We start from the raw sequence: 21,731 nt of genomic DNA, 5'->3' as shown, positions 1-21,731 counted from the left end.
ATTCCCGGCAAACGCAGCACACGACAACGCGACTGCCCGGCAGATTGAAGTCTTCCAAAGAAACGCTTAGAAGCAAAGAGACCCGGCTCACAAAGCCGGTCGCCTTGCCGTTCGGTCTTAATGGAGAACACGAATGCTGAGTCCGCACGAATTCGCCACGCTGCTGCTGGTTCAGGAAGAGCCCAATCAGGTCGACATGGAACGCGATGAACTCGATGCATTGCTCGAACGTCAACTCGTTCAACTCGAGAACCTGGCTTCGGGCCGACAGCAATGGCGCCTTACCGCAACTGGCGACTCCACCATCAAGGCATTCAAGCGGTTCTCCTAGCCTTCGCTTCCGAAGCGATTTCGGACGCGGACTTATCTGCGCCGCGTCCTATCCTGCGCGCAGCGTCGGGTCGACTGCCGCGCGCCAACTCAAAGCCTGCGCCCGCTGATCCAGAAAGAAGCTGGCCCACGCACTTTGCGCCTCCGGCCCCGGATTCGCGCGATATACGCCGTAGCGCGCGGCGATCGTCCCCTGAAACGCGCAATAGCGATCCTTCGATAACCCGCCGCGCCGTTGCGCCACGTAAGCGTCGAAGAACGCCGTGTAGACGGACGGCGCGTCCCCGCCGTAGTCCACCTGCGTGGTCCCGCACATTTCCTGCAACGCGCTGAACGACGGCGCACCGCTCGATCCGTCGATATTCGGCGTCGCTACACAGCCGGCCAGAACAGCCACGCCCAGCACGCCTGACACAACCTGCATTCGCATTGCATTCACCCGTTGCCCGATTTCGAGTTGCCAGTATCGGACGAACCGCGAGTTCGCGCCACTCGGCCAAATGGCATAGGCATTCTTACGGTTTCCTTGGCGCGAACGGCTCCTTACGGCGCTATGTGCTAATGGCCTATGCCATCCGGCCAGGTTGTACGCATGCCGCGCGTCCGATAGATTGCGCATGCAGACCTCGCACGGCATCGCTCGATTTCACAAGCACGCCGATCCGTGCACTTTCCGGAGATGAACATGCAGGATCAGTACGTCCTCGCGCTCGACCAGGGCACGACCAGTTCGCGGGCCATGCTGTTCGACAGGAATGGCAATGTCGTTTCGGTGGCGCAGAAGGAGTTTCAGCAGATTTATCCGCAAGCGGGCTGGGTCGAGCACGATCCGCAGGAAATCTGGTCGACTCAGGCGGGCGTCGCCGCCGAAGCCGTGACGCGGGCAGGTTTGAGCGCGTCGTCGATTGCGGCGGTGGGCATCACGAATCAGCGCGAAACGACCATCGTGTGGGATCGGGAAACGGGTAAGCCGATCTATAACGCGATCGTCTGGCAAGACCGGCGCACGGCCTCGCTGTGCGACGAATTCAAGGCGCGCGGGCTCGAAGCCATGGTGCGCGCGAAGACGGGGTTGCCCATCGACGCGTATTTCTCGGCGAGCAAGATCCGCTGGATTCTCGATAACGTCGAAGGCGCGCGCGACAAGGCGAAGCAGGGACGGCTCGCGTTCGGCACGGTGGATAGCTGGCTCGTGTGGAATTTCACGCGGCGCGGTTTGCATGTCACCGACATCACCAATGCGTCGCGCACCATGCTGTTCGACATCCACGCGCGCCGCTGGGACGACGAACTGCTCGATGCATTCGAGATACCGCGCAGCATGCTGCCGGAAGTACGTAGTTCATCTGAGGTGTATGGCACGACGCAGGGCACCGTGTTCGCGGCCGATCTTCCACTCGCGTCCATTGCCGGCGACCAGCATGCCGCGTTGTTCGGCCAGATGTGTATCGATACCGGCATGGTGAAGAACACTTACGGCACCGGCTGCTTCCTCGTGATGAACACGGGCGAAACGCCGATCGAGTCGAGCAACAATCTCGTGACGACGATTGCCTGGCAAATCGGCGATACGGTGAACTATGCGCTCGAAGGCAGTATTTTTATTGCGGGCGCGGTCGTGCAATGGCTGCGCGACGGGTTGGGACTAATTCGCCGCGCGAGTGACGTCGAAGCCCTTGCGCGCGGCGTGCCGCATAGCGATGGCGTGTATCTCGTGCCCGCTTTCGCTGGCTTGGGCGCGCCGCACTGGAACGCGCGGGCTCGCGGCACACTGTTCGGCGTGACGCGCGGGACGACTTCCGCCCATATCGCGCGGGCGGCGCTGGATTCGATCGCTTATCAATCGGTCGATGTCTTGCGCGCGATGGAAGCGGATTCGGGCATACGCATCGCCCAATTGCGGGTGGATGGCGGTGCTTGCGCCAACGATCTGTTGATGCAGTTTCAGGCGGACATCCTGGGTGTGGATGCGGTGCGACCGCGCATCGCCGAAACGACCGCGCTTGGCGCGGCTTATCTCGCGGGGCTCGCGGTCGGATATTGGAAGGATATCGACGAGCTGAAATCGCAGTGGCAACTTGAGCGGCAGTTCACACCGACGATGCCCGCCGACGATGTCGAGGCGTCTCTCGCGGGATGGCAGCGGGCGGTGAAGGCGGCGAAGGCGTGGGCGGATGGTTAAGCATTCGAATCCGCCGCTTTCACCCCCGACCTGACCTGCGGCGCATCGAAGCGCGCCGCGAACCACGTCACCCCAAGAGCGGCCACTGCGACCATCGCCGCCGCCCAAGGCAACACATCGAGCCCAAAACCATGCGTCAATACCGCGCCGCCGAGCCAGGCGCCACCCGCATTGCCGATATTGAACGCGCCGATGTTCAACGTCGAAGCAAGATTGGGCGCGTCCTTCGCCTTCTCGACCACGCGTGTCTGCAACGGCGGCACCGTCGCGAACGCCGCGATGCCCCAGACGAAGATCGTCACGATCGCGCCGACCTGACTGTGGCTCGTCTTTGCGAACACGGCCATCACGATGGCAAGCGCCAGCAAAATGCCCATCAGCGAAGGCATCAACGCGCGGTCCGCGAGCTTGCCGCCAATCGTATTGCCGACCGTAAGCCCGATGCCGAACAGCACGAGCACGAGCGTCACGCCGCGCGGCGAGAAGCCGCCGACCTGTTCGAGAATCGGCGCGATATACGTGAACACGACGAACACGCCGCCGAAGCCGAGCACGGTCATCGTCAGCGCGAGCCAGACCTGCGGGTCGCGCAACACGCGTACTTCGCGGCCGAGTCCGCTTGGTGCCGCATCGTGACGATTCGGCACGAGCGCGGTCACGCCGAGCGCGGACAGCAAGCCGAGACCGGCGACGATCCAGAACGTCGCGCGCCAGCCCAGTTCCTGACCGACGAACGTCCCGAACGGCACGCCCAGCACGTTCGCGAGCGTGAGGCCGGTGAACATGAGCGCAATGGCGCTCGCGCGCTTGTCGGCGGGCACGAGCGACGCCGCGACCACCGCGCCGATGCCGAAGAACGAACCGTGCGCGAACGAGGTCACGACGCGCGCGATCATCAGCAAACCGTAGTTCGGTGCGAGCGCGCAAAACACGTTGCCGACGATAAACACGAGCATCAGCAATTGCAGCGCGAGCTTGCGCGGCATTTTGCTCGTAAGCACGGCGAGCAGCGGCGCGCCGACCGCCACGCCGAGCGCATAGCCCGTGACGAGCAGCCCTGCCGATGGAATCGACACGGAAAGATCGCGTGCGACGTTGGGCAGCAAGCCCATGATGACGAACTCGGTCGTGCCGATGGCGAACGCGCTGATCGCCAGCGCGAGAAGAGGTAAAGGCATGGTCATGCTCCGAAATAGATCAATGGCGCGCGGTCACGAACTCGACGACCACGCCCGGCGCAAGCCGCACGAAAAGCTGACGTTCGCGCGCAAGCGGCACTTCCGCGATCCGATAGGCGTAGCCGCGACATTCGAGACGGTCGATGAGCGTGCGCCACTCGGCTTCGTCGTCGATACGCAGCGCGAGATGGTCGATGCGCGTCGCATCGGGGTGCGCGGCGACAGACGCATCGCCCGTCGCGATCAGATGCACGGCCGGCCGCGCGCCGAGATACAGCCAGTAGCCGCTCACACCGAATGGCGGTCGCGGGCCCACCGACATCCCGGCGACATCGACGAAGAAACGCATCATCGAATCGCAGTCCGGCGCGACGATAGTCACGTGATCGAGTTGCATGGCGTTGAACCTGAAACGAGTTGGACGGATTGTGACCGCATGGCGCGCCGTTGATAATTGGGCTAGCCTTTGAATCATTGTCAAACCGGATTTGAAGATGACAATGGATCGGCTTGGCGACATGCGCCTTTTCACCGAAGCCGCCACGCTCGGCAGCCTGTCGGCGGCGGGACGCAAACTCGGCTTGTCGCCAGCGGCGGCGAGCGCGCGGCTCATCAAGCTGGAAAAAGCGCTGCACGCGCGCCTCTTCGAGCGCACCACGCGCCAATTGCGCCTGACGGACGAAGGGCGGCTGTACTTGCAGCATTGCCGTATCGCGCTGCAGGCTATCGACGACGCCGAAGCGGCGCTGCAAGCCGGGCAAAATCGCGTGCGCGGCAAAGTCCGCATTTCCGCGACGTCGGATTTCGGCCGGCACATGCTGCGCGGCTGGCTCGACGACTTCAGCCGCCTGCATCCGGACGTGAGCTTCGCACTCACGCTGTCGGACTCGGTGTCGAATCTGCTGCAGGAGGAAATCGATCTGGCGATTCGCTTCGGCGCGCCGCCGGACAGCGGGCTCGCGGCACGCTCGCTAGCGCCGAATCGGCGCGTGCTGTGCGCGTCGCCGAACTATCTCGCGCGCAAAGGCGTGCCGCAAACGCCCGCCGAACTAACCGGGCACCACTTCGTCGTGATTTTCACCGCTGCGGGAACCCTCAACGAACTGGCTTTCGTGCGCGGCGAGGAGCGCTATTCCTACACCTTGCCCGTCGCCGATGCCTGGGAAACCAACGACGGCGCCATCGCGCGCGCCTGGGCGCTGGCGGGACATGGCATCGCGCATCAGTCGATCTGGGACATTGCCGCCGACGTGCGCTCGGGCGCGCTGCAGTTGATTCTGCCCGACTGGTGCACGCACGAAGCGCCCGTACACGCGCTCTTCCACGCCAATCGATATATGGCGCCGCGCGTGCGCGTGCTGCTGGATTTTCTGATCGAACGCTTCGAGACGACCACGGGCGAACTGCTTGGCGATCTGGCGTATCCGCCCGAGCGCGTCGGGCTTCGTCAGGATTTGTCGCCAGAGCTATAATATCGGCCTAATTACAAGTAGAAGCCGTGCAGATTGCTGCAAAAGCGCGGCACTCACGCGCAAAACCCTCTCAATCTCTTTTAGCGCCCCCAGGTTAACCACTGCGACCGGCGACCATTCATGACCAAGAAAGTATATGTAAAGACCTTCGGCTGCCAGATGAACGAGTACGACTCCGACAAGATGGTCGACGTGCTCGGCGCGGCGGAAGGGCTCGTCAAGACCGACACGCCTGAAGATGCGGACGTCATCCTGTTCAACACCTGCTCGGTGCGCGAGAAGGCCCAGGAAAAAGTGTTCTCCGACCTCGGCCGCGTGCGCGAATTGAAGGAAGCAAACCCGAATCTTCTGATCGGCGTAGGCGGTTGTGTCGCGAGCCAGGAAGGCGCGTCCATCGTTTCGCGCGCACCTTACGTGGATCTCGTGTTCGGTCCGCAAACGCTGCATCGCCTGCCCGCCATGATCGACAAGCGCCGCTCGACCGGCCGCGCGCAGGTGGACATCTCGTTTCCGGAAATCGAAAAGTTCGATCACTTGCCGCCCGCGCGCGTCGAAGGCCCGAGCGCGTTCGTATCGATCATGGAAGGCTGCAGCAAGTATTGCAGCTATTGCGTCGTGCCCTACACGCGCGGCGAGGAAGTCTCGCGCCCGCTCGACGACGTGCTCACCGAAATCGCCGGCCTGGCCGACCAGGGCGTGCGCGAAGTCACGCTGCTCGGCCAGAACGTGAACGCTTATCGCGGCGCGCTGACGCTCGGTTCGCAGGAAATCGCCGACTTCGCCACGCTCATCGAGTATGTCGCGGAAGTGCCGGGCATCGAGCGCATTCGCTATACGACGTCGCATCCGAAGGAATTCACGCAGCGCCTCATCGATACCTACGCCAAGGTGCCGAAGCTCGTGAGCCATTTGCATTTGCCGGTGCAGCATGGTTCCGACCGCATTCTCATGGCGATGAAGCGCGGCTATACCGTGCTCGAGTACAAATCGGTGATCCGCAAGCTGCGCGCCATTCGCCCGGACCTTTCGCTGTCGACGGATTTCATCGTCGGCTTCCCCGGCGAAACCGAAGACGATTTCAACAAGATGATGGCGCTCATTCACGAGATGAGCTACGACACGAGTTTCTCGTTCATCTACAGCCCGCGTCCCGGCACGCCCGCCGCGAATCTGCACGACGACACGCCGCGCGAAGTCAAGCTCAAGCGCCTGCAACATTTGCAGGCGACTATCGAGCAAAACGTCGTCAAGATCAGCAATTCCATGCTCGGCTCGGTGCAGCGTATTCTCGTGGAAGGCCCGTCGCGCAAGGACCCGAGCGAGCTCGCCGGACGCACGCAGAACAATCGCGTGGTCAATTTCCCGGCGCCGCTTTCGGCTCACAAGCGCCTGATCGGCCAAATGATCGACGTCGAGATCAATCACGCGTACCCGCACTCGTTGCGCGGCGCACTGGTGCTCGCGCCGGATACGGCGGCGACGCCCGAGTTGGCCAACTAAGTTAAGGACACCCCCTTCGCCTTGAAGAACGCTCCTCAGCAGCATCTGGAATTTACCGCTCCGCGCGATGACAACGCGCGGCTCGCCAACCTCTGCGGCCCGCTCGACGAGAACCTGCGGCAAATCGAGCAGGCGCTCGACGTGACGCTTTCGCGGCGCGGCCACAAGATCGCCATTCGCGGCCGTGGCGCAAAGGTCGCGCTTACCGCGCTCGAAAACTTCTACAACCGCGCGCGCGATCCGCTCTCGGTGGACGACATCCAGCTCGCGCTGGTCGAAGCGCGCCACGCAACGCGCCGCGCGAAGGCGAAGGAAGAAGAAGCGCCGATCGATCCGCGTTTTCGCGGCGATCCGGACCATCCCTTCGACGAACCCAGCGCCACCATCGACCTGGGCGACGAAGAAGACCACGGTCCCAAGCTCTACACGCGCCGCGCCGATTTGCGCGGCCGCACACCCGCGCAACGCGATTATCTGAAGCAGATCATCGCGCACGACGTGACCTTCGGCATCGGGCCGGCGGGCACGGGCAAGACTTATCTCGCGGTTGCCTGCGCGGTGGACGCGCTCGAACGCGATCAGGTCAAGCGCATCGTGCTTACGCGACCCGCCGTGGAAGCGGGCGAGCGGCTCGGCTTCCTGCCGGGCGATCTCGCGCAAAAGGTCGATCCGTATCTGCGCCCGCTCTACGACGCGCTCTACGACCTGCTCGGCTTCGACAAGACCGCCAAGATGTTCGAGCGCCAGATGATCGAAATCGCGCCGCTCGCCTACATGCGCGGGCGCACGCTGAACCACGCGTTCATCATTCTGGACGAGGCGCAAAACACCACGCCCGAACAGATGAAGATGTTCCTCACGCGTATCGGCTTCGGCTCGAAGGCGGTCGTAACCGGCGACACCACGCAGGTCGATTTGCCGCGCGGACACAAGAGCGGCCTGATCGAAGCGCAGCATGTGCTGGCGGAAGTGCGCGGCATCGCGATCACGCACTTCACGTCGGCGGACGTGGTGCGCCATCCGCTGGTCGCGCGTATCGTCGAGGCTTACGACGCGCAATCGCAAAAAGATGCGGCAATCGCGGAAGCGCGGCAAAGGTCCGAGTGAAGTCATGCCTCGCCTCACTTTGACGCTGCAGTTTCCTGCCGCGAAAGCGTATCCGTCGCACAAGGCGCTGTTGCCGCGTGCGACGGTTGCGCGCTGGATCAAGGCTTCGCTCTTCGCTGACGCCGAATTGACCGTGCGTTTCGTCGATGAAGCAGAAGGCCGCATGCTGAACCGGACGTATCGGCAAAAGGATTACGCGACCAATGTGCTGACCTTTGCCTATGCCGAGTCGGAAGAAGATCCGGTCGCCGGCGATCTCATTCTTTGCTGCCCGGTCGTCGAGCGCGAGGCCGCCGAGCAAGGCAAGCCGCTCGCCGCGCATTACGCGCATCTCATCGTGCATGGCACGCTGCATGCGCAAGGCTATGACCACGAGGTCGAAAGCGAGGCGGAAGAGATGGAATCGATCGAGACGGATATCATGCAGTCTCTGGGTTTCACCGATCCCTACGTGCCGCTCGTCTGATCCCCGGTCTTCATCGAGATGCCTTGCCACGCGCCGTGAACGACAAGACGCCTGAACCCACGCCCTTTTACGAACCCGCCACGCCGTGCCCCGACTATCCGCCGGTGCTGGGCAACTCCGCGCTTCTCACCGACGAGGAGCTCGCCGCCTCGCGCGCGGTGACTTTTGCCGATTGGGACGGCAAATCCGACATCTGGCTTTTCGGCTATGGATCGCTCATCTGGAACCCCGGCTTGCCGACGCTCGAAGCCGTGCGCGGCAAGGTGCATGGGTATCATCGCGGGCTCTACTTATGGTCGCGCGTGAATCGCGGCACGCCGGAACAGCCGGGCCTCGTGCTCGCGCTCGATCGCGGCGGCTCGTGCACCGGCATGGCGTTTCGCCTGTCCGGAACCGAGGCGCACGAACATCTCGAAGTGCTCTGGCGACGCGAAATGGCAATGGGCTCATACCGTCCCGCGTGGCTGCCGTGCACGCTGATCGACGGCCGGCGCGTCGATGCGCTTGCCTTCGTGATGCGTCGCGACGTGGTGTCGTACACGGGCAAGCTCGCGGACCCGATCGTTCGGACCGTGCTCGGCTGCGCGAGCGGCCGTTATGGCACGACGCTCGATTACGTGAGCCGCACGGTCGTGGCGCTGCGCGAAAGCGGCATGCCGGACCGCGCGCTGGAAGCGCTGTTGCGGCGCTGCAAGGGGCAAAACGCGGAGTGAAGGCGCGCGCTCGGGCATCGTACGAAGATCGTCCGGATGGCCAATCCGCGCACGAGACACACATCTCGCATAATTCTCGGCTAGCATCTCCTTCGCAGAAGAAGCGCGCGCGCCGCTTCACCCCGGCCGCTATTTTCCTTGGTGTATGCTTAACTTTCCGCTAAAACGCGCCCGGGCATTCCCGGGCGCTCCGCTATGAACGAACCCTATCCCAGTCGACGACACTCCGAAAAACCGCCGGAAAAGCGCTCGTTGCTCGAACGCCTGACCGACTTCATCTCGCACGAACCCGAGTCGCGCGACGAGCTTCTCGAAGTGCTGCAGGACGCGCACGAACGCAACCTGCTCGACGCCGATTCGCTTTCGATGATCGAAGGCGTCTTTCAGGTGTCCGATCTCTGCGCGCGCGACATCATGGTGCCGCGCGCCCAGATGGACGCCATAAACATCGCCGAAACGCCCGCGGAATTCATCCCGTTCGTGCTGGAAAAAGCACACTCGCGCTATCCGGTGTTCGAGGGCAATCGCGACAACATCATTGGCGTCCTGCTCGCGAAGGATTTGCTGCGTTATTACGCGGAAGAAGAATTCGATGTGCGCGGCATGCTGCGCCCCGCCGTGTTCATTCCGGAATCGAAACGTCTGAACGTGCTGCTGCACGACTTTCGTGTGAACCGCAATCACATTGCCATCGTCGTCGATGAATACGGCGGCGTCGCGGGCCTCATCACCATCGAAGACGTGCTGGAGCAGATCGTCGGCGATATCGAGGACGAATACGATTTCGACGAGGAAGCGGGCAATATCATCGCGTCGCCGGACGGAAAGTATCGGGTGCGCGCGCTGACGGGCATCGAACAATTCAACGAGCAATTCGGCAGCGACTTCTCCGACGAAGAAGTGGACACCATCGGCGGGCTCGTCACGCATCGTTTCGGGCGCGTGCCGCATCGCGGCGAGAAGGTGCGCATCGACGACTTCGTGTTCGAGATACTGCGTGGCGATGCGCGGCAGATTCACGTGCTGCTCGTGAGGCGCGTGCCGAGCGTGGCGCAGCATCGCCGGCATGATGCCGATGACGAGGATGAGCTGCGGGATTGAGGGGTGCGCGATTGATAAAGTCTCGATCGCAAACCACAACCACGCCTCCGCTCCCGCACGGCTCCGCCGTCAACCACGTATTCCATGACCGACTCATCGTTCCGTCTTCTCTCGCGCCGACGCGCGGCATCTGAATCCGCAACCGGCAATACGCCCCGCGCTCTTCCCTTCTGGCATTACCTCGTGGCCGCCGTGCTCGGCGCGGCCAACACGCTTTCGTTCGCGCCGACGCCGCATGGCGGCTGGATCGAGCTCCTGCTCTTCACGCTGTTCTTCGCGTGGCTCTCACGCACGACCAGTTGGAAGAGCGCGGCGGCAACCGGCTGGGCGTTCGGTTTCGGCAATTTCGTCACGGGCGTGTGGTGGCTCTATGTCAGCATGCATGTGTACGGCGGCATGGCCGCGCCGCTCGCGGCGGCCGCCGTCGCGCTTTTTTGCCTGTATCTCGCGATGTATCCGGCGTTATCGAGCGCGCTCTGGGCGCTCGTCGCAGGGCGCGCGCGTTTCGGCGATGAAGACGCGGCCACCGTGCAAGATATCGAAACCGCGTCGCGCTATGTGCCCACCTGGCACGGCGCGTTCGCCTTCGCGAGCGCGTGGGCTATCGGCGAGTGGTTGCGCGGGCTCGTGTTCACGGGCTTTCCGTGGCTCGCAAGCGGCTATGCGCAAGTCGATGGACCGCTCGCGGGCTTCGGTTCGGTCGTCGGTGTATATGGCGTTGCATGGGTGCTGGCGCTCGTCGCCGCGCTGATCGTTCAAACGGTCTATCAAGTCAGCCGAGCCCGCGCTGCGCGTTTTGTACCGGGCGCGGTTGCGCTCGCGCTGATCGTCGCCGGCATGCTGCTCTCGCTCGTGCAATGGACGACGCCCGCCAACGCGCCGCTCACCGTGCGGCTCCTGCAAGGCAATGTCAAACAGGAGATGAAGTTCGAACAGGCGGGCGTGGATGCATCGCTCGCGCTTTATGAGCGGCTCATCACGGAGAAACCCGCCGATCTCATCGTGACACCCGAAACCGCGCTGCCGGTGCTGGCTGTTCAGGTGCCGCATGATTTCGCCGTCAAGATTCGCGGCTTCGCCGACAATACGAAGTCATCGATCCTGTTCGGTGCAATTGGCGTAACGGTTCTGCCCGATGGCCGCGTGACCGACTTCACGAACAGTCTCTTTGGCATCACGCCGGGGACGCTCGATGTCTATCGCTACGACAAGCATCATCTCGTGCCGTTCGGCGAGTTCGTGCCGCTCGGGTTTCACTGGTTCGTGCAACTGATGGGCATTCCGCTCGGCGATCTCGCGCGCGGGCCGATCGCGCAGAAGGCGTTTTTCGTGCATAACCAGCCCGTAGCCGTCGATATCTGTTACGAGGACATTTTCGGCGAAGAGATCGCGCATACGATCCGCGAGCAGGAAGCGCCTGCGGGCGTGCTGGTGAACTCGACCAATCTCGCGTGGTTCGGCAATACGATCGCGCTCGACCAGCACTTGCAGATCGCACGCATGCGTTCGATCGAAACCGGCCGGCCTATGCTGCGCGCGACCAACACGGGAATGACCGCGGTGATCGCGGCGAACGGCGATGTTGTCTCGCGTCTGCCGACGTTCACGACAGGCGTGCTGGAGGCGACGGTGCAGGGAATGTCGGGGCGCACGCCTTATGTGACGAGCGGGAACGTCATCGTGATTGCCGTTTCGCTGTTGTTGCTGGCGTTGGCATTTGCGTTTGCGCCGGGGAGAAAACGCTCGTAAATGCGACTGCGGCGTGCGCTCATGCCGGTGCGCGCGCCGCATCGATCCAAGCTGCCGAGTCACGCGAAGGCTCACCGCGCATGGGATCGGTCCAACACCCTATCCGCGCTCGGCAACGCATACGCAAGCTCCCCCACCCCGCCATACGCTAGAATCGAGAGTTTCGGTATTCCGCCGAGCTTCGGGTCCGTGCCGTCACGAGCACCATGACGTCTGCGTCCACGGCCGCGTCCGGTCCGCATCAAAGGCAATCATGCTCACCTTTCAGCAAATCATCCTGACGCTGCAGTCCTACTGGAACGACAAGGGCTGCGCGCTTCTTCAGCCGATCGACATGGAAGTCGGCGCCGGCACCTCGCACGTTCATACGTTTTTGCGCGCCATCGGCCCGGAACCGTGGCGTGCCGCCTACGTGCAGCCGTCGCGCCGCCCCAAGGACGGCCGCTATGGCGAGAACCCGAACCGCCTGCAGCACTACTATCAGTATCAAGTGGTGCTCAAGCCCGCGCCGGAAAATATCCTCGATCTCTACCTCGGCTCGCTAGAAGCGCTCGGCTTCGATCTGAAGCAGAACGACGTGCGCTTCGTCGAAGACGACTGGGAAAATCCCACGCTCGGCGCTTGGGGTCTCGGCTGGGAAGTCTGGCTGAACGGCATGGAAGTCACGCAGTTCACGTACTTCCAGCAAGCAGGCGGTCTCGACTGCAAGCCGGTGCTCGGCGAAATCACCTACGGTCTGGAACGTCTCGCGATGTATCTGCAAAAGGTCGATAACGTCTACGACCTCATCTGGACCGAATGGCAGGAAGACGGCCCGAATGGCCGCGAACTGCGGCGCCTTACGTATGGCGATGTCTATCACCAGAACGAAGTCGAACAGTCCACGTATAACTTCGAACGCGCGAACGTCGATCTGCTTTTCACCTTCTTCAACAGCTATGAAGCCGAAGCGAAGAAGATGATCGAAGCGAAGCTCGCGCTGCCCGCCTACGAACTCGTGCTCAAGGCCGGCCACACATTCAATCTGCTCGATGCGCGCGGCGCCATTTCCGTGACGGAGCGCGCGGCGTATATCGGCCGCATCCGCGCGTTGTCACGACTCGTCGCGCAGGCGTATTACGATTCGCGCGAAGCGCTCGGCTTCCCGATGCTCGGCAATCCGGTGCACGCCGCAGCCGGGCTCATCACCGACAGCGAGGAAGCGGCGCGTCCCGCCTGGGCGCCCGCGTTGAAAGTCGAAAGCAATCCCGGCAACACCGAACAAGCTTGACGAGAGACGACAGAACAATGACGCAATCCACTTCCGCTTCTCTGCTCGTCGAGCTGTTGACCGAAGAACTGCCACCGAAGGCGCTCGCGCGTCTCGGCACCGCTTTCGCCGAAGGCATCGTCGAGCGTCTGGCCGCGCGCGATCTGATCGAAGGCGCGGCTTCGTTCGAAAAATACGCCACGCCGCGCCGGCTCGCCGTGCTGATCGAAAACGTGCGCAACGTCGCCCCGGAAAAGCAGGTGCGCGAGAAGGTGCTGCCCGTGACCGTCGCGCTCGACGCGAGCGGCAATCCCACGCCGCCGCTCGCCAAGAAGCTCGCGGCGCTCGGCTTCCCCGACTTCCCCGTTGGCGAACTCGAACGCGCGCAGGACGGCAAGGCCGAAGCGTTCTTCCTGCGCTACGCGGCGCCGGGCGCAAGGCTCACCGAAGGCTTGCAAGCCGCGCTCGACGAAACCTTGGCCAAGTTGCCGATTCCAAAGGTCATGACGTATCAACGTCCGGACGGCGCGAGCGTGCAGTTCGTGCGTCCGGTGCAGCGTCTGGTCGCGTTGCATGGCCGCGATATCGTGCCGGTCAGCGCGCTCGGCATCGATGCGGGCGACACGACCATCGGTCATCGCTTCATGTCGGAAGGCTTCGTTGCGATCGCTCGCGCGGACGACTATGCCGAAACGCTGCGCACCAAGGGCCATGTCGTCGCCAATTTCGACGACCGCCGCGAATCCATTCGCACGCAATTGCAGGCGTTCGCGGGTGAAGATCGCGTCGTGATGCCCGAAGCGCTGCTCGACGAAGTGAACGCGCTGGTCGAATGGCCGGTCGTGTATCAGTGCCGGTTCGACGATGAGTTCCTGCAAGTGCCGCAGGAATGTCTCATCCTCACGATGCAGACCAACCAGAAATATTTCGCGCTCACGGACCAGGACGGCAAGCTGCGCTCGCGCTTTCTGATCGTCTCCAATATCGATACGAAGACGCCCGGCGAGATCATCGAAGGCAACGAGCGCGTGGTGCGTCCGCGTCTCGCCGATGCCAAGTTCTTCTTCACGCAGGACAAGAAGAAGCGCCTCGAAGACCGCGTGCCGCAACTTGCGAACGTCGTCTATCACAACAAGCTCGGCTCGGCCTTGCAGCGCGTGGAGCGTCTCGAAGCGCTCGCGGGCGAGATCGCGCCGCTCGTCGGTGTCGATGCCGCGCTCACGCGCCGCGCCGCGCGTCTTGCGAAGGCGGACTTACTCACCGACATGGTCGGCGAATTCCCCGAATTGCAGGGCACGATGGGCACGTACTACGCACGCCACGACGGCGAACCGGAGGAAGTGGCGCTCGCATGCTCGGAGCACTATCAGCCGCGTTTCTCGGGCGACGACACGCCGTCCACCGGCGTCGGTTGCGCGGTGGCGCTCGCGGACAAGCTGGAAACCATCGTCGGCATCTGGGGCATCGGCCTTGCGCCGACGGGCGAGAAAGATCCGTTCGCGCTGCGCCGTCATGCGCTCGGCGTGCTGCGCATCCTGCTCGAAAAGAAGATGCCGATCGACCTGCGCGAGCTCGTCAACGCGGCCCAACGCCAATTCGCCGGCATGCCGCAAGTCGCGGATTCGACCGAAGCAATCTACGCGTTTTTCCTCGATCGTCTGCGTGGTCTTCTGCGCGAACGCGGCTTCAACGCGAGCGAAATCGACGCCGTGCTGAGCCTGAATCCTACGCGTCTCGACGACATCGTCGCGCGCCTGGATGCCGTGCGCGAATTCGCCTCGTTGCCGGAGGCGGCATCGCTCGCGGCGGCCAACAAGCGCATCTCGAACATTCTCAGGAAGTCCGAGCAAGGCGTGCCGACGGCGGTCAATCCGGAACTGCTCGTCGAGGCTGCGGAGAAAGACCTTTACGCGCAGATCGAAAGTGTCACGCCGCGCGTGCAGAGCCAGCTCGCCGCACGCAACTACACCGAAGCGCTGACCGCGCTCGCCGCCCTTCGCGCTCCCGTCGACACATTCTTCAACGACGTGATGGTGAACGCGGAAGACGCGGCGTTGCGTAACAACCGCCTCGCGCTCCTCAACGCATTGCATCAGCAGATGAACTGCGTCGCGGACATCTCCAAACTGGCCGCATGACGACGATGAATCGCAAACTGGTCATTCTCGATCGCGACGGCGTCATCAACGTCGACTCCGATGCCTTCATCAAGTCGCCGGACGAATGGGTCGCCATTCCCGGCAGTCTCGAAGCCATCGCGCGGCTGAATCAGGCCGGTTTTCGCGTGGCGATCGCATCGAATCAGTCGGGGATCGGGCGCGGCCTGTTCGACATGGCCGCGCTCAACGCCATGCATCAGAAGATGAATCGCGCGGCGGCGGCAGTCGGCGGGCGTATCGACGCCATCTTCTTTTGTCCGCATACGGCCGAAGACCAATGCGATTGCAGAAAGCCGAAGCCTGGCATGTTGCAGCAGATCATCGAGCGCTTCGAGATCGACCCGGAAGACACGCCGGTCGTCGGCGACTCGCTGCGCGACCTGCAAGCCGGCGCGGCGCTCGGCTTTCCCGTGCATCTCGTTCTGACCGGCAAGGGACCGATTACGCTCGCGGAAGGCAATCTGCCCGAAGGCTTAAGCGTTCACAAGGATTTGCGCGCCTTTGCGCTCGACTATCTCGCGCGGCATCGTGACTGACCGGCCGCCGCATCACTGACCTTCCATGCGCTTCATCCGTTCGTTGCTGTTGATGCTTTACTTCGTCGCGTACACCGTGCCGTACGCGACCGCGTGCTTCATCGCGTTCCCCTTCATGCGGGCCGACAAGCGTTACTGGATGGCGGCCGGCTGGTGCAAGTCGACCATCGTCGTGTTGCGCTATCTGATCGGCATTCGCTACGAGATCGTCGGCATGGAGAATCTGCCGCATGGTCCGGCGGTGCTGTTGTCGAAGCATCAATCGGCCTGGGAGACGCTCGCGTTTCCGGCGCTCATGCCGCGTCCGCTCTGCTATGTGTTCAAGCGCGAGCTGCTCTATGTGCCGTTCTTCGGCTGGGCGCTCGGCCTCCTGAAGATGGTGCATATCGACCGCAAGCAAGGCCGCGACGCGTTCGTGTCCGTCGCGCGGCAAGGCCGTGCGCGCATGGACGAAGGCGCGTGGGTCATCATGTTTCCGGAAGGCACGCGCACACGCACCGGCACGCAGGGCAAGTACAAGACGGGCGGCGCGCGCTTCGCGGTGGCGACGGGCGCGCCGGTCGTGCCTATCGCGCATAACGCGGGGCGGCTCTGGCCGCGTAATTCGTTCATCAAATATCCGGGTATAGTCACGGTGTCGATTGGCCAGCCGATCGACACTGCCGGACTCACGCCCGAGGAAGTGAACACGCGAGTCGAGAGCTGGATCGAAATGGAAATGCGCCGCATCGATCCGCTCGCGTATGCGACGCCCGACGTGCGACCGGGTGAACCTGGCGCGGCGGGCGCTGGCCGCTGACGCGCTCGTTCGCATTCGCATCCGATCGAGCCGCGGCGTGCCTTTCTCGTTCTTCTCGTCATTCCTGCGCCGGGAGCGCAAAGCCGAGCCGATGCAGAAGCAACCTTCGCGACAGCGCCCCGCCGTCGCGCTCGATACCCTGCAACTCGATCTACCGTTCGAGCATGCGCCCGAGTTCTGTGCGCCATCCACGGCGCCCGCGCCTCTGCGCGGCGAAGTTCCTCCTTCAAGCGCACCACTGCCGGAAGGCGTGCGTCAGCGCCGCATCGTCCTGGGTGCGCGCGCGCTCGACTATCGGCTGAAGCGGTCGGCGCGGCGCACCATCGGCTTTTGCATCGATGGCACCGGACTCACCATCACCGCGCCGCGCTGGGTGACGATCGCCGATATCGAAAGCGCGATCGGCGGCAAGCAAAGCTGGATCTTCAAGAAGCTGACCGAATGGCAGACGCGTGTGGAAGAGCGCGCGTTGCCGCGCATCGACTGGAAAGACGGCGCGCAGTTTCCGTATCTCGGCAAGACCATACGCGTGGCGCTGAATGCGGGCGCGGGATCGCTTTCGTTCGATGACGAGACCGGCGTGCTGCGTGTGCCGCTTCCCGCACTCGCGGATGCGCAGCAGATCAAGGACCGCGTGCAAGGCTGGCTGCAAAGCGAAGCGAAGCGCATCTTCGGCGAGCAGCTCGCGGTCTATGCACGAAAGCTCGGCGTGGAATACCGGGCGTATGCGCTTTCGTCGGCGGCGACGCGCTGGGGCAGTTGTTCGAGCGATGGCAAGATTCGCCTGAACTGGCGGCTCATTCATTTTCCGATGTCGATCATCGACTATGTGGTCGCGCACGAGCTTGCGCATCTGCGCGAGATGAACCACAGTCCGCGTTTCTGGCAGACCGTCGAATCCATCTTTCCCGAGTTCCGCGAAGCCCGGCATACGCTCAAGCATCATCCGCCGGATCTGCTGCCCGCGCTTTGAGCGCCCGTCAGCGCACGCCGCGGGTGCCCGGTACAATTCGAGACGAGAACCGCGCCGCCCGACCAATCGATAAAAATGAACCGGGCGCGTCGTCTTTTCGCAATCAAACAACAGGAACCCCACCATGCGACTCCTTCACACGATGCTGCGCGTCGGCGATCTGCAACGTTCCATCGATTTCTATACGCGCATTCTCGGCATGAAAGTGCTGCGTCAAAGCGAGAACACCGAGTACAAGTACACGCTCGCGTTCGTCGGTTACGGCGATGAGAGCGAAACCAGCGTGCTCGAGCTGACCTACAACTGGGGCGTCGAGAAGTACGAGATGGGCACGGCATATGGTCATATCGCGCTGGAAGTGGACAGCGCCGCCGACGCGTGCAACCGTATCCGCGAAGCCGGCGGCAAGGTCACGCGCGAAGCCGGCCCGGTGAAGGGCGGCACGACGGTGATCGCGTTCGTCGAAGACCCGGACGGGTACAAGGTCGAGTTGATCGAAAAACATTCTTGATCGACGTCCGACGTTGGACGTTCGATTTAGGGCAATTGCGGAAATCGGAAGCGGCGAAGTGATGCCGTTTGCTCAAGCAGACCGTGCTTACCGCTTCCAAACGACGTGCGCTTGCGCACGACGGCGCTTGTCGTCAAGCCGAACTCGGCGTGTTCGAACGTCAGGCTGTGGGCGCACGACCGACCACGGCTAAGCCGGCCGTGATCATCGCGCTCGAACGTAAGGCCGGTCACGTTTTCGCATCACCGTCGTGCTATTTCTGGTTTTTCACGGGCAGCGTCACCACTTCGCTGGCACAATCGACGCTCCAAAACAGTGCGACGTCGATGCGTGAACATGAGCACATCCTCTTTCGCCCTGCGCCGCGCGCCCGACCTCACGGCCGTCGCCGTGATGATTGCGCTGTGCGGCGTGTGGGGCTTTCAGCAAGTCGCCATCAAGGAAGCGAACAGCTTCATTCCGCCGATGCTGCAAGCGGGCGTACGCTCGCTCATCGCCACTTTTCTGGTGTTGATCTGGACGCGCACGCGCGGCGTGCCGCTCTTTCAGCGCGACGATACCCTGCCCGCCGGAATCCTTGCCGGCATATTGTTCGGCGGTGAATTCGTCTGCATTTTCTTCGGCCTGAGTCTCACGACAGCCTCGCGCATGGCCGTCTTTCTCTATACCGCCCCCTGTTTCACCGCACTTGGCCTGCATTGGTTCGTCGCCGGCGAGCGGCTTGCGCGCACGCAGTGGTGCGGCATCATGCTCGCGTTTTGCGGCATGGCGCTTGCCTTCGCGGATGGTTTTCTGCACGGCGCGCCGCAAAGCGCATCGACCTTGCGCGGCATCGCAGGCGATGCGCTCGGCGTCATGGCGGGCCTCTTCTGGGCCGCGACGACGGTGGTCGTGCGCGCCTCGTCACTCTCGCGAACGAGTGCGAGCAAGACGCTCTTCTATCAGCTCGCGGTATCGGCGGTCATGCTGCTCGCGCTCGCGGCCGTCACTGGACAAACCCATGTCGACGCGCTGCCGCCGCTCGCTATCGCAAGTCTCGTTTATCAGGCCGTGGTGGTGGCGTTCGTGAGCTATCTGACCTGGTTCTGGCTGCTCACGCGCTATATGGCGTCGCGGCTCTCCGTATTTTCGTTTCTGACGCCGATCTTCGGTGTGACCTTCGGCGTGTTGCTGCTCGGCGAGCACTTCACCGCGCGCTTCATGGTCGCCGCGGCGATGGTGCTTGCGGGCATCGCGCTCGTCAACCGGCGCGGCGGGAACGCTTGAATTTTTATTCGAGCGCCGACCTGGAGCATGGGCGCTTGCGGCTATCACCCGAGTAAGCCGGCGCGGCAGGACCGCCCGAGTTTCGATTACTCGGGCGCCGTCGCGCGGATCGTGACCATGTCGTCCATGTCGCTGTCTTCGTGCGTATCGACGTGCGGCTTTTCCGGCGGAATGGATTCGATCGGATAGCCGTGCTTCTCCCACGCGTCCAGGCCGCCCTTGAGCGGACGCACGTTGGTGAAACCCTTGGCGCGCAGCCGACGCGAGATAGACTTGGCCGTCGCTTCGTTCGGGCAGACGCAATACACGACGACTTCGTGCTCCGACAGCAACTGATCGACGCGGTCGGGGGAATCGAGATCCAGCGCGACCGCGCCCGGAATGCGATACGGCTCCTTGCGGCGTATGTCGATTGGCCGTGCATCGTAGATGACGGGCGGCGTATCGCTTTGCATCATGGCGTCGAGCTGGTCGGGCGTGATGTGATACTTCTCCAGCCACTGGTGAAACTGCACGCGCCGCACCCATCGATACAGAATGAAACCGACGCCCGCGAGCACGAGAATATCGATCACGGTCGCGCCGTTCGCGCGAACCAGCACGACGAGGCGCGCGATCTGCTCCTGCAGCGCCGCGCCGCCCAGAATCCAGAAACTGGCCCAGGCGGTCGCGCCGATCAAGTCCCACAACACGAACACGCGCACGTCGATCTGCGTGGTGCCTAGCAGCGGCGCCGACACGAGCCCGAGTCCGGGAACGAACTTGGACAACGCGAGCAGCGGCACGCCGAAGCGTTCGAACCAGCGACGCGCGGTGCGCAGCGTGGAGTCGATCGAGAGGGAGAAGCGCACCAGCGAGTTGAGGAAGCGTCGGCCGTAGAGACGGCCTGCCGCGAACCAGAGCGAATCGGCGATGAGCACCGCGAGCACGGCCGCGCCGAGCATCGGCCAGAAGGACGACTCGCCGGACGCGACGAGCGAGCCGGCGAGAATCAGCATCGGCGCGGCGGGGACCGGCACGCCAAGTTGCGTCGCGAGGACGCTGACGAACACGGCCCACGCGCCCCACGACGACGCAAGCGAAGTCGGGACGTGCGGCATTCAAACTCCTTCACGAGCTAGCGCACGGTTCTTCGATGCGGGCGTGCTTTCGGTGCGGTGCGCAAGGGGTCCACTTTATCGCGATCGTGAACGGTTTGCCTGAATGTAGCGGTGTCAGCGGGGCGTTTGGGTCGTGTGTGCGTGGCGCTGTCACTGCGGTGTGATGTGCGAGGAAGAAGGCGCGCATTGCCTTCTTGCCGATGAACACCAGCCGGTTCGGCGACGACACATGCCGAGGTCGCAGGACAGATGGTTCATGCCTCCGATGTACGCCTCGATCTACTGTCTGCTATCTGCGATTGCGTCACGCCAAAGCCGATTGGCCGGCGTGCGTCGTGCGTCGTGCGTCGTGCGTCGTGCGCCGTGCGTCGTGCGTCGTGCGCCGTGCGCCGTGCGCCGTGCGTCGCGCGTCGTGCGTCGTGCGTCGTGCGTCGTGCGTCGTGCGTCGTGCGTCGTGCGTCGTGCGTCGTGCGCCGTGCGTCGTGCGTCGTGCGTCGTGCGTCGTGCGTCGTGCGGCATCGCGCACGATGATCCACCGACGCACGCCTCAACTCTCGATCCGCGACCGCGTCACGCCGAGCAGATCGGCCATTGCGCGGCGAGCGGCGCCAGCATTGCGCGCGATGATCGCATCGAACACCGCCGTGTGTTCGGCAAGCGACGCGTTGTACACCTCCGCGCGCTTCGCGTTCAGCCGAAGCTGGCCTTCCAGCGTGCGTTCGATCAGCGCGCCAAGCGGAATCAGCAACTCGTTGCTGCAGGCGGCCAGCACGCACAAATGAAAATCCAGATCGGCGCGTACCCATTCGTCGACGTTCTGCGCGCCGACCATCGCCTGATGCGCGCTCGTGAGCCGCTCGCGCGTCTGCGCTTCGTGATTGTCAGCGGCGAGCGCGGCTGCGTATGGCTCGATCATCTCGCGCATCTCCTGCAGCTTGAGCGCGAATTGCAGCGGCGGCGCCACGCGCGAGTACCAGTCGAGCATGTCGGCATCGAGCAGATTCCACGCGTCCTTTGCGCGCACGCGCGTGCCGACCTTGGGCCGCGATTCGATCAGCCCTTTCGATGTGAGCGTGCGTAGCGCCTCGCGCAGCACCGTGCGGCTCACGCCGAAGCGCTCCATCAATTCGGCCTCGCGCGGCAACGAAGTCTGCGGCGCGAAATCGCCGCGCAAAATGGCCATGCCGAGTTCGTGAGCGACGCGGCCGTGTAAATCGCGATGAATGATCTCGTTCTCCTGCTCGTTTGCGCACGATTATCGGGCATTGGCCGAGTGTGCCGAAGCGGTTTCCTTGGAACGAAGCGGCTTTGCATGGAGCGGATGGGGCATGCGCGAGTGT

Annotated in this window: 22 protein-coding genes; 16 read left to right on the top strand and 6 right to left on the bottom strand. The window is 63.3% G+C overall.

Going from position 1 to position 21,731, the window contains the following annotated elements; all coding sequences use genetic code 11:
* Positions 1–133 precede the first annotated feature (133 nt).
* A complete protein-coding gene (locus tag P9250_RS20855) occupies positions 134–331 on the top strand; it encodes a hypothetical protein (protein WP_244827069.1) in 198 nt (65 codons plus the stop codon).
* 48 nt (positions 332–379) lie between these two features.
* On the opposite strand, the gene P9250_RS20850 is transcribed toward P9250_RS20855, so the two are convergent.
* Entirely contained in the window at positions 380–760 is a 381-nt protein-coding gene (locus P9250_RS20850; RefSeq protein WP_310394941.1) for a hypothetical protein, read from the bottom strand.
* A gap of 255 nt (positions 761–1,015) precedes the next feature.
* On the opposite strand from P9250_RS20850, the gene glpK reads away from it, so the two are divergent.
* Positions 1,016–2,512 (top strand): glycerol kinase GlpK, encoded by a 1,497-nt coding sequence (glpK, locus tag P9250_RS20845; RefSeq protein WP_310394939.1) that lies wholly within the window; start codon positions 1,016–1,018, stop codon positions 2,510–2,512.
* On the opposite strand, the gene P9250_RS20840 is transcribed toward glpK, so the two are convergent.
* Both P9250_RS20840 and P9250_RS20835 read right to left on the bottom strand, forming a co-directional pair.
* Positions 2,509–3,690, bottom strand: a complete 1,182-nt coding sequence (locus P9250_RS20840; RefSeq protein WP_310394937.1) for an MFS transporter — start codon at positions 3,688–3,690, stop codon at positions 2,509–2,511. The genes glpK and P9250_RS20840 overlap by 4 nt on opposite strands.
* Positions 3,691–3,709: 19 nt before the next feature.
* Positions 3,710–4,087, bottom strand: a complete 378-nt coding sequence (locus P9250_RS20835) for a VOC family protein (RefSeq protein ID WP_250491814.1) — start codon at positions 4,085–4,087, stop codon at positions 3,710–3,712.
* Positions 4,088–4,190: 103 nt separating this feature from the next.
* On the opposite strand from P9250_RS20835, the gene P9250_RS20830 reads away from it, so the two are divergent.
* From P9250_RS20830 to P9250_RS20765, 14 genes are all read left to right on the top strand, one after another.
* Positions 4,191–5,162: a LysR family transcriptional regulator gene (locus P9250_RS20830; RefSeq protein WP_409014969.1), complete on the top strand. Its 972-nt coding sequence runs from the start codon at positions 4,191–4,193 to the stop codon at positions 5,160–5,162.
* Between the two features lie 120 nt (positions 5,163–5,282).
* On the top strand, positions 5,283–6,662 hold the full coding sequence (miaB, locus tag P9250_RS20825; RefSeq protein ID WP_310394933.1) for a tRNA (N6-isopentenyl adenosine(37)-C2)-methylthiotransferase MiaB: 1,380 nt from the start codon (positions 5,283–5,285) through the stop codon (positions 6,660–6,662).
* Positions 6,663–6,683: 21 nt separating this feature from the next.
* A complete protein-coding gene (locus P9250_RS20820) occupies positions 6,684–7,769 on the top strand; it encodes a PhoH family protein (protein ID WP_250463127.1) in 1,086 nt (361 codons plus the stop codon).
* Between the two features lie 4 nt (positions 7,770–7,773).
* A complete protein-coding gene (ybeY, locus tag P9250_RS20815; protein ID WP_244827061.1) occupies positions 7,774–8,235 on the top strand; it encodes an rRNA maturation RNase YbeY in 462 nt (153 codons plus the stop codon).
* Between the two features lie 35 nt (positions 8,236–8,270).
* Positions 8,271–8,948, top strand: coding sequence for a gamma-glutamylcyclotransferase (locus P9250_RS20810; protein WP_244827959.1), 678 nt, complete (start codon positions 8,271–8,273; stop codon positions 8,946–8,948).
* Positions 8,949–9,143: 195 nt separating this feature from the next.
* Positions 9,144–10,049, top strand: coding sequence for an HlyC/CorC family transporter (locus P9250_RS20805; RefSeq protein WP_244827060.1), 906 nt, complete (start codon positions 9,144–9,146; stop codon positions 10,047–10,049).
* An 84-nt stretch (positions 10,050–10,133) separates the two neighbouring features.
* Positions 10,134–11,798, top strand: coding sequence for an apolipoprotein N-acyltransferase (gene lnt, locus P9250_RS20800; protein WP_310394930.1), 1,665 nt, complete (start codon positions 10,134–10,136; stop codon positions 11,796–11,798).
* 253 nt (positions 11,799–12,051) lie between these two features.
* The gene (glyQ, locus tag P9250_RS20795; protein ID WP_250463120.1) at positions 12,052–13,068 is read left to right on the top strand and encodes a glycine--tRNA ligase subunit alpha; all 1,017 of its coding nucleotides are present in this window, start codon (positions 12,052–12,054) and stop codon (positions 13,066–13,068) included.
* A 17-nt stretch (positions 13,069–13,085) separates the two neighbouring features.
* On the top strand, positions 13,086–15,185 hold the full coding sequence (gene glyS / locus P9250_RS20790) for a glycine--tRNA ligase subunit beta (protein ID WP_310394926.1): 2,100 nt from the start codon (positions 13,086–13,088) through the stop codon (positions 15,183–15,185).
* Positions 15,182–15,742, top strand: coding sequence for a D-glycero-beta-D-manno-heptose 1,7-bisphosphate 7-phosphatase (gene gmhB / locus P9250_RS20785; protein WP_250463113.1), 561 nt, complete (start codon positions 15,182–15,184; stop codon positions 15,740–15,742). The genes glyS and gmhB overlap by 4 nt, the downstream gene beginning before the upstream one ends.
* A gap of 25 nt (positions 15,743–15,767) precedes the next feature.
* Entirely contained in the window at positions 15,768–16,541 is a 774-nt protein-coding gene (locus P9250_RS20780) for a lysophospholipid acyltransferase family protein (protein ID WP_310394924.1), read from the top strand.
* Between the two features lie 91 nt (positions 16,542–16,632).
* Entirely contained in the window at positions 16,633–17,514 is an 882-nt protein-coding gene (locus P9250_RS20775) for a M48 family metallopeptidase (RefSeq protein ID WP_244827054.1), read from the top strand.
* Between the two features lie 124 nt (positions 17,515–17,638).
* A complete protein-coding gene (gene gloA, locus P9250_RS20770) occupies positions 17,639–18,025 on the top strand; it encodes a lactoylglutathione lyase (protein WP_244827053.1) in 387 nt (128 codons plus the stop codon).
* A 336-nt stretch (positions 18,026–18,361) separates the two neighbouring features.
* Positions 18,362–19,291, top strand: a complete 930-nt coding sequence (locus P9250_RS20765) for a DMT family transporter (protein ID WP_250491808.1) — start codon at positions 18,362–18,364, stop codon at positions 19,289–19,291.
* A gap of 86 nt (positions 19,292–19,377) precedes the next feature.
* On the opposite strand, the gene P9250_RS20760 is transcribed toward P9250_RS20765, so the two are convergent.
* From P9250_RS20760 to P9250_RS20750, 3 genes are all read right to left on the bottom strand, one after another.
* On the bottom strand, positions 19,378–20,391 hold the full coding sequence (locus P9250_RS20760) for a DedA family protein/thiosulfate sulfurtransferase GlpE (protein ID WP_310394919.1): 1,014 nt from the start codon (positions 20,389–20,391) through the stop codon (positions 19,378–19,380).
* A gap of 304 nt (positions 20,392–20,695) precedes the next feature.
* Positions 20,696–20,935: a hypothetical protein gene (locus P9250_RS20755; RefSeq protein ID WP_310394917.1), complete on the bottom strand. Its 240-nt coding sequence runs from the start codon at positions 20,933–20,935 to the stop codon at positions 20,696–20,698.
* A gap of 3 nt (positions 20,936–20,938) precedes the next feature.
* Positions 20,939–21,619 (bottom strand): FadR/GntR family transcriptional regulator, encoded by a 681-nt coding sequence (locus P9250_RS20750; RefSeq protein ID WP_309845125.1) that lies wholly within the window; start codon positions 21,617–21,619, stop codon positions 20,939–20,941.
* Positions 21,620–21,731 lie beyond the last annotated feature (112 nt).

It is taken from the genome of Caballeronia sp. LP006 (assembly GCF_031450995.1).
In the GTDB taxonomy this organism is placed as follows: Bacteria; Pseudomonadota; Gammaproteobacteria; order Burkholderiales; family Burkholderiaceae; genus Caballeronia.
Note: the sequence above shows the minus strand (reverse complement) of the source record. Positions and strands in the feature narration are given on the sequence as shown.